Genomic DNA, 15,571 nt, shown 5'->3' with positions numbered 1-15,571 from the left:
GTAGCGAAAAGAATTTAAACTTTGTAACTTTGAACTTGATAAAATTTAAACTTCAAATAAAATAAATGAGCCAAGAAATAAGAAATTTAGAACCCAAAGCGCTTTGGAATAAGTTTGCTGATTTGAATGCTGTTCCGCGCCCTTCTAAAAAAGAAGAACGTGTGATTGAGTTTATGAAAAACTTCGGAAACAGTCTGGGATTGGAAACTTTTGAAGATGAAATCCGTAATGTAATTATACGCAAACCGGCTACTCCAGGAATGGAAAATCGTAAAGCGATTGTTCTTCAAGGACATTTGGATATGGTACATCAAAAAAATGCCGATACCGATTTTGATTTTGACACACAAGGAATAGACATGTATGTTGATGGAGATTGGGTTCGTGCCAGAGGAACAACTCTTGGTGCGGATAATGGTCTTGGGGTTGCTACAATTATGGCAATCCTGGAAAGCAAAGATATCCCACATCCAGCTATTGAAGCTTTGTTTACCATAGACGAAGAAACTGGGATGACAGGAGCTTTAAATCTGAAAGGAGGCATTCTTCAGGGTCAAATTCTTTTGAATTTAGATACAGAGGAGGATGATGAAATAGACATTGGTTGTGCTGGAGGAATAGATGTAACGGCTACAAGAAGTTACCACGAGGAGGAAGTTCCAGAAGGTTCTGTTGGACATCTTATTACCGTAAAAGGACTGAAGGGCGGACATTCAGGAATGGATATTCATAAGGGATTGGGGAATGCCAATAAAATTATGAACCGTTTGCTATTTGACGCTTTTGAAAACTTCGGTTTGCAAGTGGCGGAAATCAATGGAGGAAGTTTGCGTAACGCGGTTCCAAGAGAAAGTGTCGCTACAGTAATTATTTCCGAAATGTTTGATGAAGCCTATATTTTTGATATGCAGGAAATCATCAACGACATCAAAAACGAATATAAAACGACGGAACCAAACTTGACTATCGAAATCGTGAAATGTGATTTACCGAAAAAAGTAATGGATTTGGGTGTTCAGGAAGGGATTATCAGAGCGATTTATGCTGCACACAATGGCGTGTATCGCATGAGTGCCGATATGGAAGATTTAGTTGAAACTTCTAACAATATTGCGAGAGTAATCATCAAAGATGGTGAAATTTCAATAGGATGTTTGACTCGCTCTTCTGTAGAAACGTCTAAATATGACTTGGCTAATTCTTTGCGTTCTGCTTTTGAATTGGTAGGTTGCGAGGTGGAGCTTTCTGGTTCTTATCCAGGATGGACTCCAAATGTAAAATCGGAGATTCTAGATGTGCTTGTTGCTATTTATGAGAAACAAAATAAGGAAAAACCAAAAGTTGTGGCTTGTCACGCAGGATTAGAATGTGGGATTCTGGGAACTAATTATCCGGATATAGATATGATTTCTTTTGGACCAACAATTCATGGCGCACATTCTCCGGATGAAAGAGCAAGTATTTCTTCTTCTCAGAAATTTTGGAAATTTGTACTGGAAATTTTAGCTAATATTCCTGTGAAATAGTATTCAGTGTTCAGTATTAAAAAAAAATAGTGTTCAGTATCAAACGAAACGGAACACTATAATCTGAATACTGAACACTGATTTTAGTCTCTTTTAGGCGTGTTTTTCTTGTCTCTTTTTTCTTCTTTCTTTTCTTTAGCCGTTTTTAAAGGCTCTTTTTTTGCAGTTTTCTTTGCGTCTTGACTTTTTGCCATGATATTGGATTTAAATTTTGTTTTTACTTTTGATGTAAGTAAATGTATATAATATTTTTATTTATTTTAAGATTATTTCAAAAAATCCCCGTCGATAATTAATAATTCAACTCCATTAGTGGCAATAGAGCGATGAGAGCTTAAATCATCAGAAACGACAGAGTCATCCCTTTAGACAGATTTGTTTGCTGTCCGTTCTCCATTTCGGTAATAAAATTTCCTTCGAGGCAATGTACAATATGCACTTTTTGGCACCAATGATCTGCCAAATAACCTTCGGAATAAGTAACTTTTCGAATTCTAAGTCCGCCTAATTGTATCGTTTGCCAATAAGCGGTTCCAGTTTCTCCTTTATGTTCTGTTCTTTCTATTTTGTCCCAATTGATGGCTTGGAAAGGTATTTTAGACATGGATCTTAGTTTTGGATTTGAAATTTAGGTAAAAATCAAATTTAAGTATTTTAAAATAAAAATCCCCAACTACTTTAGCAATTGAGGATTGAAATTATCTTAGATCTAAACCGTAGACTATTCTTATTTCTTCTTCAGAATTTTATATTCCTCATAGCAGCCACTTATAGCGTCCATGATTTGTAAATCGTTAGCCGTTTGTATAAAGGCTTCGGAATAATTACAACGTTGCAAAATTTCGGCTAATTCATTTTTGTCAACACCGAGAAGTACGGATATTGTTTCCCTGTCAAATTTAGATTCTAACAGATTTCGTACTGTATCATCCTTCTTCATTTCTTTTAGCTTTTTGAGCTCTTTTGGATTTTTTCCAAAGAAATTATAAAGCATATCCGTAGGATTAAAGATAGAACCCAATACTTTGCCAAAGGCATCTGGAGAATATTCACCTGCCTCATAACCTTGTGTTAAGCCAGAAATACTGTAACGGTAGTTTTCTTTCGTTGGAATTAATTTTGAATCAACTTCCAGATATCCAGTTAAATTAAAAGGTCTGATGATTACTTCTTCCAGCGCAATGGCTTTTTCGGTAAGTTGTATTTTAGTGCTTTTATTTTTTATCCAGTCGTTTGTAACACGAACTCTTAAGGATTGGTATCCCAGAATAGTAAAATGTAAAGTATCATTTAGTTGCACATCGATTTCGAAATATCCTCTCGAATCTGTAGATGCCCCTCTTACTTTATTAATGTTGATGATATTTACATTAGACAAAGGCTGTCTCGTATTGTTGTTGATAATAAAACCATTAACCTTTTGGGAGGGCTGTATATCTTGTGCGATAGCAGCTGAGGTAAGTACTAAAAAAAAGAAAACTACAAAATATTTCATAAACTCATTTAAAACTTTAAAAGTAATAAAAGGGGATTGAATATTTTGTAGTTTCTTATTATAATTATAAGAAAATTAACAATGAATGTTAGTCTTTTCTTGGTCTTCTTGGTCTGGGTGCATCACCAAAGCCTTCAGAACGTCTTGGTGCTCTATCAGAACTGCCTTCTCGTGGCGCTCTATCAGAAAATCCACCCTCTCTTGGAGCTGAACTTCTTCCACCGAAACCACCTTCTCTTGGAGCTGAACTTCTTCCGCCAAATCCACCTTCTCTTGGAGCTGAATTTCTATCGCTTCTGAAACCACCACCTCCAGAACCTTCTCTTCTTGGTGCAAAACTACCTTCTCTTCTTGGAGCTGAGCTTCTTTCGCCACCAGAGCGACCTCCGCCAAAACCACCACCAGAGCTTCTTCCGTTATGATCACGTCTTCCGCCACCATCATTTTTAGAAATTTCAACATTGATTCTACGTCCTTCTAATTGTACGTTATTCAATACTTCCATTACTTTATCAGTGTGTTCCGGATCAGTGTTAAAGAAAGAGAAACCTTCTTTTACATCTACTTTGAAAACGTCATCACGACCTAAGTCTAATGTTTCTTTCAAGTAATCTTTCAATGACATCCAATCAAAGTTATCTCTAGAACCTATGTTAACGAAATATCTTGTTGCACCACCATTGTTATTTTCTCTTGGAGCACCATCTCTATCATCGCGCTCACGTCTTTCAGAACCTGAAGCTTGATTAGAAAGATCTCTAGTTTTCTTGTAGTAATTGATAAAACGATTGAACTCAACCGATACCATTTTCTTGATTAATTCTTCTTTCGTTAAATCTTCAAGAACGCTGTTAATTGCAGGAAGATAGTTGTCAATTTCGTGATCAACTTCTACATCTTTAATTTTATTAGCTAAGTGTAACAATTGGATTTCGCAGATTTCAATTCCAGAAGGGATTGTTTTTTCTTCAAATTTTTGTTTGATGATTCTTTCAATTGAAGAAATCTTACGCAATTCACTTTTAGTTACAATTACAATAGAAGTTCCTAATTTACCAGCACGACCAGTACGACCTGAACGGTGATTGTAAGTTTCGATTTCATCAGGTAATTGGTAGTTTACTACGTGAGTAATATTATCAACGTCAATTCCACGTGCAGCAACATCAGTAGCTACAAGCATTTGAATTTGTCTTCCTCTAAAAGATTTCATTACACCATCACGTTGCGCTTGAGATAAATCTCCGTGCAATGCAGCAGCGCTGTATCCATCTTCAACCAATTTTTCAGCAACAGCTTGCGTATCTCTTTTGGTACGACAAAAAACTACTGAGAAAATGTCTGGATTAGCATCAGCTAAACGTTTCAAAGCTTCGTAACGGTCACGTGCATTTACAAGGTAAAATTCGTGAGAAACCGTAGCAGAACCTGAATTTTTTGCTCCAACTGTAATTTCAATTGGATCCGTCATGAATTGTTTTCCAATACGTGCTACTTCAGCAGGCATTGTTGCAGAGAATAACCATGTGTTTTTTTCGTCTGGCGTAGTAGAAAGGATGTTCACGATATCTTCGTAGAAACCCATGTTCAACATTTCGTCAGCTTCGTCAAGAATACAATAGTTGATTTGAGAGATGTTTACTAAACCTCTATTAATCATGTCTTGCATTCTTCCTGGAGTTGCCACAATAATTTGTGCGCCTCTCTTTATGTCTCTCGCTTGATCGGTTATGCTAGCTCCACCGTAAACTGCTACCACATTAATACCTTTTTCGTATTTAGAGTAGTTTTTAATTTCGTTGGTAATCTGCAAACAAAGTTCACGTGTTGGAGATAAAATTAATGCTTGTGTGTTTCTGTTGTTGGCATCAATTTTCTGAATAACTGGAAAACCAAAAGCTGCCGTTTTCCCTGTCCCTGTCTGAGCCAACGCAACCATATCTGTGTCTTTTTCCAATAATAGGGGAATCGCTTTCTCCTGTACTTCGGTCGGATTTTCAAATCCTAGATCTAAAATCGCCTTCAGTAACGATTCACTCAATCCTAATTGTTCAAATTTATTCATATGTATTTTTAAAATAGGGTGCAAAATTACTGTTAATAATCGATATAAACTAATGCTGTTTTAAGATTTAATGATTTATTATCATTTGATTGTCAGAAAGTTATAAGATTGGTTTGAAATTTGATTTTTAAAATTTAAAAATTTAGGCTTAAAGTAGGGTTTTCAGTTTAACTTTTTAGTGTTAAATTTGAATAATATAAAAATTAACTCCTCTTTCTTAAAAAGTTGATGAGCTGTTGTGTTGCTATTCCTCTGTGACTGATTTCATTTTTAATTTCCAATGATAATTCAGCGAAAGTTTCGTTGTATCCAATAGGTTGAAAGATGGGATCATAACCAAAACCTTTATTTCCTATTTTTTCTAAAGTGATTTCACCCTTTGCAATACCTGTAAATAATTCTTGTTTGCCCTTTATATTCAATGCAATCACCGTTTTAAACTGTGCATTTCTATTATTTTTATCGGACAAGGCATTCAATAACTTATCCATATTGTCTTCTGCATTGCGCTGTTCGCCGGCATATCTTGCGGAGTAAACGCCGGGTTCTCCATTTAAAACCGCTACTTCAAGTCCAGTATCATCTGCAAAGCAATCGTAGCCATATTTATGGGTCACATAATTGGCTTTCAAAATGGCATTCCCTTCAATAGTGTCCGCCGTTTCCGGAATCTCTTCTAAACATCCAATATCTTCTAAACTTAGGATTTTGATGCTTTCAGGAAGTATACTTTGGATTTCCAAGATTTTATTTTTGTTATTGGAAGCGAAAACGAGTTGCATTTTGTCGGTTTTAATTTTATTGTCCAAAGATACATTTTTTTCGGTATTCTATAAGGAAGTTGGCAATACCAGTAGGAGCTAGGTTTTGATTTTTAAAAGTGATACAGCATTTGTAATTCTAAGAATATATGCTGCTTAATTAATTAAAAAATAGTACGTTAATTAATAGTTAAAGCATTGTTTTTAAATAATTTAACTAACATAAGTTGTATCTTTGAGTGCGGTTTTGATTAATCACTTGAGTAAAACCATCTGCAAAGAGAAGCTTATTCAAATAGTCATTTCATACTGAACGGTATGACTTGATAAATGGTAAATCAGAATCAACAATGGGAGGCCCTTTAAAAAGGCCTCCTTTTTTGTGGTTTCTACTTATGTGTTTAAATACTGAATAACATGGTTTGTTGCATAAGTGGTTTATAGGACTGTCCGTTAATTTGCCAAGTTACATCTTATGAATAAAATTTAGCTGTCTTGTCATTTCGACGAAGGAGAAATCATATAACGAGAGCATCTAATAAGATTTGTTTCACCTATGCACTTCGTTCGAGTCACCTTCGACGAAATGACAAAAGTAATTACATTGGTATTGGTAACGGACAGTCATGATGGTCAATATATAAGTAGAGGAAATTCGTTTTTAATGAATTCAAAAACAGTACGTTAATTAATAGTTAAAGCATTATTTTTTAATAATTTAACTAACATAAGTTGTATCTTTGAGTGTGGTTTTGATTAATCACTTGAGTAAAACCATCTGCAAAGAGAAGCTTATTCAAATAGTCATTTCATGCTGAACGGTATGAGTTGATAAATGGTAAATCAGAATTACAGTTGGAGGCCCTTTAAAAGGCCTCCTTTTTTTATGACTATGCATCAAAAATCTTTTTTTAGTTTGTTTATTTTTCTAATGCTATTTTTTTAGAAACTTCTTTTTATTAAAATTCCCTAAATTTTAATGGTATAAACGTATAAATAGCTTTGATTTCAATACAATAAATAGATTGCGTTAATTATTGGTTAAATGCTGATTAACAGTTGATTATTTTAGAAACATATAATATCTTTGATATGTGATTCTGATTGAATACTTGGGAATATCAATATTATAATGAGGTTGATAACTCACAATAGACTATACCAGTAACGGTAAGAGTTAATATCGGTAATTCAGAATCACATAGGAGGTCCTTTAAAAAGACCTCCTTTTTTATTGTGTTCACTGAAAACTAGTATTTGTCTTTTTAATTTATTTAGTAATGACTTCAACGACTTACTTAAAAAAATGGGAGTTCAACAATTGAAGATGTTAGGTGCGTAATATGTTTATTTTCAATTAGTTAATCATTAGTTAAAGCCTTTATTGATTTCTTTTTTAGAAAAAGTAAATTGTATCTTTGAGTGTGGTTTTGATTAATTACTTGAGTTTTTATCTTCAACAGAAGATAATGACAATTCAATAATCCGCTATACGATATAATGTATGAGCTGATAATGGTAAATCAGAATCAACAATTGGAGGACTCAAAAGGTCCTCCTTTTTATTGGTTTAATTTTAGTGGATGTTTACGCTTATCGCTGCATAATTTTTATTAAAGTTGCCACTGTAGAGGGATTGTTTTTTACCTCAGGTGTTTTATTTTTTATCGTCGGTTGTGGCGTATTTATTTTATATAAATTCGGGTTGTTTCCTCTTCATTTTTTTACTCAAAATACTTCAAAATTAGGAACAGGTTTAGAAGTTATTTTTCGTTCTTTGTCGATGTCAAATTTGATTTGGAATCTTGAGAATAAGAAAAATGAATAGAATTGCTTTGTTTCGTTCGGAAGAAATTAATGACCAAAAATTGAAAAAGGCAGATTTAAACGCGAAGAATCTCAATTTCAGCACTGTTAAAGTTTTTGGAACATTTGAAAAATAATGCAATCAACAGAGCCAACAATAAAGGTTTGGAATTTTAATTTTCAAAATCGGATGACATTGCTGATTGAATGATTGGAGAAGTGACCAGATTAGCTCAAGTGGTTAACAAGAAGCCATCAAATTTACATCGGAAGGGGTTGTGAAATTTCATGTCGATGCTGAAATGAAACCTAATAACAGAGCTAGTTTGATATTGACAGTATCTGATTCCGGTGTGGGAATTCCTAAAGAAAAAATGGACAGTATTTTTGATTCTTTTTCACAAAATAATATTGATAACAAGCGGAAATTTGGTGGACTCAGATTAGACCTTATATTATAAAAACAGTGGTAGATATGCAAAACGGAAACGTTGAAATGGATGGTAAAATGAATAAAGGTGCAACGGGTAAAATAACACTGGATTTTGATGTGGTCCTCCAGGAAAAAAAGGGAGTAATTGTAATTGAGCCTGCGGTTTATGATTTAGAAGGGAAAACGATTCTTGTGGTTGAGGATAATCCCATCAATCAAATGGTTATTAAAATGATTGTCAAAAAATGGTTATATACCAAAGTAATTTACGTAAACAATGGTCAAGAATGTTTAGATGCATTCAAAACAAACCAATTTGATATTGTATTAATGGATCTTCAAATGCCGATCATGGATGGTTACAAAGCCACAATCGCCATTAGAAATGGGGAAGCCGGCATATCTAATGCGAACATCCCCATTATTGCCGTAACTGCTGATGTTATGGAAACTACAAAACAGCGGGTTAAGGAAATTGGAATGAATCAGTATTTATCAAAACCAATTAAGAAAGAAACCTTATTTCAAATGATAAAAGAGTTAGTTTAACTGTAACGCAATCGAACATAAACGTGTTTAATTCCTTTTTTATCGGATTCTCTCTCGTCGATTTCCAGGATATCAGTTAGCGATTTTAACATTGGGGTGAGTTTTGAAAAACCATAATTTCTTGGGTCAAATTCAGGTTTTCTCTTTACGATCATATTTCCCACGTCTCCAAGAAATGCCCAGCCGTCATCATCACAAATGTCCTCTATGGAGGTTTCGATAAGTTCAATCGTATGTAAATCTATCTTGTTTAATGATTTTTCAACGGGTTTCTCAACGGGTTTCTCAACGGGTTTTTTAGGATCTGCCGAACGTTTCTTTGCTTTTTTCTTTATTGCGCCATCCAAAACTTCGATGTAAATAAACCGATCGCAGGCAACAATAAAGGAATTCGGTGTTTTTTGTTCTCCAATTCCAATGACTTTCATTCCTGATTCTCTCAAACGAATGGCCAGTCTTGTAAAATCGGAATCACTGGAAACGATACAAAAACCATCCACTTTATCCGAATACAATAAATCCATGGCATCAATAATCATCGCTGAATCCGAAGAGTTTTTACCAACCGTGTAGCTGTATTGTTGAATAGGCGTGATGGCGTGTTCCAATAAAACACTTTTCCAACCTCCGGCATTTGGTTTAGTCCAGTCGGCATAAATACGTTTGGTGGTTGGCGTTCCAAATTTGGCGATTTCTTCCATCATTCCTTTTACATTGCTGTATGGAACGTTATCAGCATCAATGAGAACGGCGAGTTTTAATTCAATTGTATCTTGTGACATTTTTAATATTATTGAGTTTTTCTACTTTAAAGGTAGGAATAATTCTTTTAAATTGATTTTTCTTTATTTTTTGTTTGCCAAATCTTTAATGGAAACTTCGTTGATTCGAACATCTTTGATGATGGCTTCTCCAGTTTTTATGGCAACTAAAGCGTAGGTTTCATTTTTCTTTTTAATGGAAGATTCGCGATAGATTTTTTCGGCTTTTGACGCTATATTTTCATTCATATAAAACCGGTTAAAGGGAAAATCTATGGCTATTTTATCATTATTAAGAGAAAATCCAATCTTTAATTTTAGATAGGAATCAGTATTTTCTGGTTTGCTTCTAGAAATAGAACTGATTTTTGCAAAGCCATTTTTGGCTGTAATAATTGTTGCAAAAACAGTTTCCCCGCTAACATATTTTTTAGCATTTTTTACCGTAATTTCTCTTTCTTTGAAGAATAAGGTTACGTATTTTCCTCTAAAAGCATCGTAAGGATCTATTGGAGCGGTTTGAAACTTGAACTCAGTTCCGGTTTTTATGATATCTTCCTGATTAAATATCATTTGTAAAGGGACAAATAATTGCGCTATTACTACTAATGCAAATAATAGAAGTATGTTTTTCTTATTTTTCATTTCTATTTCTTTTTTTGAACATTAGATAATTAGTTAAGAAAAACCCTAAACCGATTGTGATAAATAAAATCCCTCTGATTACAAAACTCAAATCAGTATCAAAAAAGCGACACGTTATAAGGATAGTAGTGAGTATTAAACCAAAATTTACTATCCCTAAATGATTTAATTTATTCCCGCGTTTAATTTCTGAAATTCCTATTGCTAATACGATTCCGTTCGCAACAATAGAAAATTCGTATCCGGGAATGAAAAAGAGAATATTGGTCAGGAAAGCAAGTTCCAGAATGGAAATTTCGCTGAAATTTGTTTGGCTATTTTTCTTGTAAAATAGTACAACAGCAAACGTCGTTAAAAGGAATGCAATTATAAATTCTATAGAAAAAAATGTTTCCGATAAAGAGGCCCTATTGTAAATAGATCTATCCCAAAACCATTTGAAACTATAAAGCAGCAACATATAAAGTATTCCTAGTTTTCCAAAAATGAGGAAACTATTGTTTTTTAATTTTTGTTTTTCGAAGAATGGCGTTTGACCAATGAAATAGAAAATGGTAAACAAACTCATGTAGCTTAATGCTGTTAAATTCCCGTTTTTATTGGCAATTGTACCCAAGCAAATGACAAGAGACAAGGCTATAAACCAGTGGTGAAACAGAGTAAAATTGCTGCTAGCTTTGGTTCTCAAAAGTTCGTAATAGTGTGGCGCAATTCCTAAAAGTAACAACCAATAGTAATAAGAATATGCACTTGGATAGGTAAAGTAATTTGCATTGCAACCATAATAGGTGATGCCAGTAAGGTATAATAGTGAAACTATTGAGGATTTTAGCAGATAAACCAATGGCAGGCACAACAGCATCCAGATCATTAAAAACGAATTTAAATTTCCGGGAATGTTATAGACTTGAGCAATTAATGCTATGCTTGATCCGACAGCAAAAAATAAAATAACGGCAGAACTTTCTCGCCAAGCAGAACTTTCTGATTTTTTAAAAATAGAATACCCACAAAATAATTGACCAATGATCAGTGGAAGAAACGATAGTAACGTTTTGGTCAATCGGGAAAGAGTATCCCAATTGTGTGCAAAAACTAGAATAACTCCAAGTCCGACAAGGATTGCTCCCAAAATTCCAAAAACAGAGGAGAGATTGTTTTGGTTTCCTTGCTGTTTTTGGTCGAAGTACTGCCGGATTTTTTCGGCGGTTTCTTCTGTAACTACATTGGCTTTTAGTAGTTCCTGTAGTTCATTTGTTATTTTATCAGACATAAGCTATGTTTTCTATGCTTCAAATATACAAAGTTTATTATCGCAATCGCTTTTTAGCCCTGATCGAAACGGCATCCTTTTGTGCTGTCATTGCAAGGAACGAAGTAATCTTTTTTGGACCGCACAAAAGATATAGTGCAGAGCAGGAAATAGCTCCTGATACTCATGAGAATAAACCCTGAAAAATAAATTCGCTTTAAATACCTTTATAAAATTTAAATAATTATTTTTGCAACTTCTTAAAATTAAAAATATTACTTGACATATTATGGTAAAAGATTTATTCGAAAGGATTCAAAACAATAAAGGACCATTAGGGAAATGGGCTTCACAGGCTGAAGGGTATTTTGTTTTTCCTAAGTTAGAAGGTGAGTTAGGTCCAAGAATGCAGTTTGGTGGAAAAGATATTTTGAATTGGAGTTTGAATGACTATTTAGGTCTTGCTAATCACCCGGAAGTGCGTCAGGCAGATACGGAAGCTGCAGCACAATACGGTGCGGCTTACCCAATGGGAGCGCGTATGATGAGCGGTCATACTAAATATCATGAGCAATTAGAAAATGAATTGGCAGCTTTTGTAATGAAAGAATCGGCATATTTATTGAATTTTGGCTACCAAGGAATTATGTCAACAATTGATGCTTTGGTTTCAAAAAATGACGTAATTGTGTATGATGTAGATGCGCATGCTTGTATTATTGATGGCGTTCGTTTGCACATGGGAAAACGTTTTACATACCGTCATAATGATCTTGCCAGTATGGAAAAAAACTTGGAGCGTGCTACAAAATTAGCTGAAGTAACTGGAGGAGGAATTCTCTTTATTACGGAAGGTGTTTTTGGAATGCGTGGACAACAAGGAAAATTGAAAGAAATTGTTGACATGAAGGAAAGATATAATTTCCGTTTGTTGGTTGATGATGCACATGGTTTTGGAACACTTGGAAAAACGGGTGCCGGAGCAGGTGAGGAGCAAGGTTGTCAAGATGGAATTGATATATATTTCTCTACTTTTGCAAAATCGATGGCTAACATTGGTGCTTTTATAGCTGCTGACAAAGACATTATTGATTATTTGAAATATAATTTGCGTTCTCAAATGTTTGCTAAAGCATTGCCAATGATTCAGACAATTGGTTCTTTGAAACGATTGGAATTGTTGCGCAATCACCCGGAATTAAAAGATAAATTGTGGGAAAATGTAAATGCGTTGCAAAATGGATTGAGAGAGCGTAATTTTAATATCGGAGACACAAATACTTGTGTAACTCCAGTATATCTTGAAGGAAGTGTACCGGAAGCGATGATTATGGTAAACGATTTAAGAGAAAACTACGGTATTTTCTTATCTATCGTTATTTATCCTGTGATTCCAAAAGGAATTATCTTGTTGAGAATGATACCAACTACTTCACATACTTTATCAGATGTTGAGGAAACATTAACTGCTTTTGAAGCGATTCGTGAGAAACTTGAAAATGGTACCTATAAAGAAATCGCAAGCAGAACTACGGTTGATTTAGACGCATAGTTTTCTGTTTAATTTTATATAGAAAATCCATCAGCTTTTGTTGATGGATTTTTTTTGGATTGAATCCAAAATGAATACAGTATATTTATTAAATCAATAGTTAAACAAAAAAATTATGAAAAAAGTAATTGTATCATATTTCGTGTTTTTGAGTGTTCTGGTTTCATGTAAAAAAGAAAAGGAAAAAGAAGTGGAAATAAGACCTGATGAATCAAAAAATATAGTTATTGAAGAACCCGTTTCCGGTGAATGTTACAGCGGTAGTATTAAAAAAGATACTATTTTGATAAATTTGACTATCAAAGGAAATCAAGTAACAAAAGGGAAATTGAGTTATAAATTCTATGAAAAAGATACAAACGAAGGAACAATGGTTGGGGAACTAAGGGGCGATACGCTTATTGCCGATTACACTTTTATGTCCGAGGGCGTTTCATCAATTCGTCAAGTTGCTTTCTTGAAAATGGGAAATACGTATGTTGAAGGTTATGGGGATGTTGTTGATGATAATAAAGGGAAAGTAACGTTTAAAGACACAAAGCAGTTAAAATTTGATGGGAAAACGGTCTTGTCAAAAGTGGATTGTAGATTATAAAAAAACGGCTCAATTTTGAGCCGTTTTTTTATAATTCTTTACGAAAGGTACATCTGCGTTTATGAACAACCGTATTAAAATGTTTCCACAAGTTAATACTGGCGGTATTATCGGCTAATTCTGGTGTTCTATAGCAATTGATAATTCCTTTTTCTTTGAAAGTTTCGTAGTATTCTTTAAAAATAATTGCCGTTACTGCTTTGTTTTGGTATTCTGGATGAACGCCAATAAGATAGAAAATAACATCCTTACTTTGTTTTTTTGCTTTTAGCAAATAAAGAAATCCAAAAGGGAATAATTTTCCTTTTGCCTTTTGTAATGCTTCAGAAAATGACGGCATCACAATGCTGAAAGCAACAATATTATGATCTTTATCTTCCACAAATTTAATATATTCAGGATTGATAAAACTGATGTATTTTTTCTTGAAATATTCTTTTTCCGTATCTGAAATGGCTACAAAAGAAGAAAGGGAAGCATACGATTCATTGAATAAATCAAACATTTTATCCACATGAGGCATTACTTCTTTGGTTGTTTTGAAATTTAAAGGAGATAATTGGTACCTTCTTTTTACCAATTCATTCGCTTTTTCAAAAAATTCAGGTTTTACATTTGAAAAAGGAAATTTACTTTCAATGTATTCTTTTTCTTTAACGTAACCCAATTGTTCAAAATGAGTGGCATAATACGGATGATTGTACCATGTGATCATAGTGCCTATTTCATCAAAACCTTCGGTAAGAACTCCAACTTTATCCAAGTTAGAAAATCCCATTGGACCTTCAACGTATTCTAAATTGTTTTTTCGACCTAATTCGTACACTTTTTCAAGCAATGCTTTGGTAACTTCGATATCATCGATTGCATCAAACCAACCGAAACGTACTTTGTTTTTTTGCTGGTCAGTTACTTCTCTCCAGTTGATGATTGCAGCAATCCGTCCAACAATTTTGTTGTCTTTGACGGCGATATAAAAATAGGCTTCTGCATTTTCGAAAGCTGGGTTTTTTGTTTTGTCAAAGCTTTTGAGTTCATCTGCGATTAATGGAGGAACCCAGTTTTTATTATTTTTATATAAAGAAAAAGGGAATTTGATGAAATCCGTTAATTCACTTTTTGTTTTAGCTTCTTTTATTGTAATCATGCTGTTTTTGAAATTCTATGTTTATCCTTTTTTTGTCTTTTTGGCTCTTCTTGCGGCTTTTTTTCCAGAGTCTCCTCCTGAGTCAATGTTTACGCGTACTTCTTCATAATTTGCGTCATAACGCCAAGAAAATCCAATGCCGCCATAAAGTACAGAAGGCGTGTTTTTTAGGCTTGTGCTTATCGACGCGTCAATTTGCATGTCTTTATTTAGTAAATAAGCGGCTCCACCTCTTAGGATAGCATCGCTGTAAAAATCACTTTTGAAGCCTTGATTTTCTATAAAACCAGACCATTTATCACTGAATCCTTTAGTCAAAGTTAATACATAGCCATAACTTGGATAGTCAGTTGTTACGTAATCGGCGATGATATTTGTTACAAAAACCCAACTTCCATCACCCAAATGGTTTTGGGTAATCAGCATGATTTTGGGAGAAATATTGGCCTCCGGAGAGAAAGAATAGGGATTATCCGCCATTGTAAAATTGGCACCTGCAAAAACGGAAACGGCAGGGATTAATTGGTGCCAGTTGAAGGAACGATTCGCTTTCCAGCTGTATACATTTACCTTTTTTTCGTAATTTTTGAATGGGTCATAAATCAAATATTTTGCTCCCAAAACAGTTTGCTTTAATGCAGCTCTATTTGTATTGTTAAATGGAGTGGTGAATTTTTCGTTTTGATATTGCAAATCGGCGATTAATTCTAATTTTTCCATAAACAATCCCCATCTTAATGTCGCATCAATCCCAAAACCATTGGCGTCATAATTCAACAAACTGTGGTTTTGCTTAATGCCATAAATTCCTGTTTCTATTTGAAAAACAGACTTTCCAACTGAAAAAGCCGACATTGTTTCACCGGGTCTGTTGGAGTTGATTTGATCAGTGTGTTGTCCGTAATGAATGCATGGAATCATTAAGACGGATGCTAAAAGTAAGATTTTAAATTTGGACATATTCTTTTTTGGGTTGAAAATAAT

The 15,571-nt window shown here is 34.1% G+C and carries 14 protein-coding genes; 5 read left to right on the top strand and 9 right to left on the bottom strand.

The genetic code is table 11. The features are described from left to right. The first annotated feature begins 65 nt into the window (after positions 1-65). Positions 66-1,526: an aminoacyl-histidine dipeptidase gene (locus tag ACFX5E_RS01430; protein ID WP_379853385.1), complete on the top strand. Its 1,461-nt coding sequence runs from the start codon at positions 66-68 to the stop codon at positions 1,524-1,526. A 334-nt stretch (positions 1,527-1,860) separates the two neighbouring features. Here the strand turns inward: ACFX5E_RS01430 and ACFX5E_RS01425 are convergent, their stop codons facing one another. From ACFX5E_RS01425 to ACFX5E_RS01410, 4 genes are all read right to left on the bottom strand, one after another. After that, positions 1,861-2,130, bottom strand: a complete 270-nt coding sequence (locus ACFX5E_RS01425; RefSeq protein WP_379853384.1) for a DHCW motif cupin fold protein — start codon at positions 2,128-2,130, stop codon at positions 1,861-1,863. Between the two features lie 123 nt (positions 2,131-2,253). Then, a complete protein-coding gene (locus ACFX5E_RS01420; RefSeq protein WP_379853383.1) occupies positions 2,254-3,021 on the bottom strand; it encodes a carboxypeptidase-like regulatory domain-containing protein in 768 nt (255 codons plus the stop codon). Positions 3,022-3,109: 88 nt separating this feature from the next. Then, positions 3,110-5,086, bottom strand: a complete 1,977-nt coding sequence (locus ACFX5E_RS01415) for a DEAD/DEAH box helicase (protein ID WP_379853382.1) — start codon at positions 5,084-5,086, stop codon at positions 3,110-3,112. 203 nt (positions 5,087-5,289) lie between these two features. Next, positions 5,290-5,868 (bottom strand): non-canonical purine NTP diphosphatase, encoded by a 579-nt coding sequence (locus ACFX5E_RS01410; protein ID WP_379853381.1) that lies wholly within the window; start codon positions 5,866-5,868, stop codon positions 5,290-5,292. A gap of 2,063 nt (positions 5,869-7,931) precedes the next feature. Here ACFX5E_RS01410 and ACFX5E_RS01405 point away from each other — a divergent pair. Continuing rightward, the gene (locus ACFX5E_RS01405) at positions 7,932-8,114 is read left to right on the top strand and encodes an ATP-binding protein (protein WP_379853380.1); all 183 of its coding nucleotides are present in this window, start codon (positions 7,932-7,934) and stop codon (positions 8,112-8,114) included. A 14-nt stretch (positions 8,115-8,128) separates the two neighbouring features. After that, complete coding sequence (locus ACFX5E_RS01400) at positions 8,129-8,635, top strand: response regulator (RefSeq protein WP_379853379.1); 507 nt, start codon at positions 8,129-8,131, stop codon at positions 8,633-8,635. Here the strand turns inward: ACFX5E_RS01400 and ACFX5E_RS01395 are convergent. From ACFX5E_RS01395 to ACFX5E_RS01385, 3 genes are all read right to left on the bottom strand, one after another. Then, positions 8,632-9,417, bottom strand: a complete 786-nt coding sequence (locus ACFX5E_RS01395; RefSeq protein WP_379853378.1) for an NYN domain-containing protein — start codon at positions 9,415-9,417, stop codon at positions 8,632-8,634. The two genes, ACFX5E_RS01400 and ACFX5E_RS01395, sit on opposite strands and share 4 nt — an antisense overlap. 63 nt (positions 9,418-9,480) lie before the next feature. Then, positions 9,481-10,041 (bottom strand): GDYXXLXY domain-containing protein, encoded by a 561-nt coding sequence (locus ACFX5E_RS01390; protein ID WP_379853377.1) that lies wholly within the window; start codon positions 10,039-10,041, stop codon positions 9,481-9,483. Beyond that, on the bottom strand, positions 10,031-11,314 hold the full coding sequence (locus tag ACFX5E_RS01385) for a DUF2157 domain-containing protein (RefSeq protein WP_379853376.1): 1,284 nt from the start codon (positions 11,312-11,314) through the stop codon (positions 10,031-10,033). The genes ACFX5E_RS01390 and ACFX5E_RS01385 overlap by 11 nt, the downstream gene beginning before the upstream one ends. Before the next feature lie 268 nt (positions 11,315-11,582). Here ACFX5E_RS01385 and ACFX5E_RS01380 point away from each other — a divergent pair, with 268 nt between their 5' ends. Both ACFX5E_RS01380 and ACFX5E_RS01375 read left to right on the top strand, forming a co-directional pair. Continuing rightward, positions 11,583-12,845 (top strand): aminotransferase class I/II-fold pyridoxal phosphate-dependent enzyme, encoded by a 1,263-nt coding sequence (locus tag ACFX5E_RS01380; protein WP_379853375.1) that lies wholly within the window; start codon positions 11,583-11,585, stop codon positions 12,843-12,845. 115 nt (positions 12,846-12,960) lie between these two features. Further along, positions 12,961-13,440 carry a hypothetical protein gene (locus ACFX5E_RS01375; protein ID WP_379853374.1) on the top strand — a complete coding sequence of 160 codons (480 nt, stop codon included), beginning with the start codon at positions 12,961-12,963 and terminating at the stop codon, positions 13,438-13,440. Positions 13,441-13,468: 28 nt separating this feature from the next. On the opposite strand, the gene ACFX5E_RS01370 is transcribed toward ACFX5E_RS01375, so the two are convergent. Beyond that, positions 13,469-14,587, bottom strand: coding sequence for a GTP cyclohydrolase (locus ACFX5E_RS01370; RefSeq protein WP_379853373.1), 1,119 nt, complete (start codon positions 14,585-14,587; stop codon positions 13,469-13,471). Between the two features lie 21 nt (positions 14,588-14,608). Then, positions 14,609-15,547, bottom strand: a complete 939-nt coding sequence (locus ACFX5E_RS01365; protein ID WP_379853372.1) for a transporter — start codon at positions 15,545-15,547, stop codon at positions 14,609-14,611. Positions 15,548-15,571 lie beyond the last annotated feature (24 nt).

The organism is Flavobacterium xylosi, assembly GCF_042787345.1.
Taxonomy (GTDB): domain Bacteria; phylum Bacteroidota; class Bacteroidia; order Flavobacteriales; family Flavobacteriaceae; genus Flavobacterium; species Flavobacterium xylosi.
The sequence above is the reverse complement of the archived record's forward strand: the minus strand, read 5'-3'. Positions and strand labels throughout refer to the sequence as shown.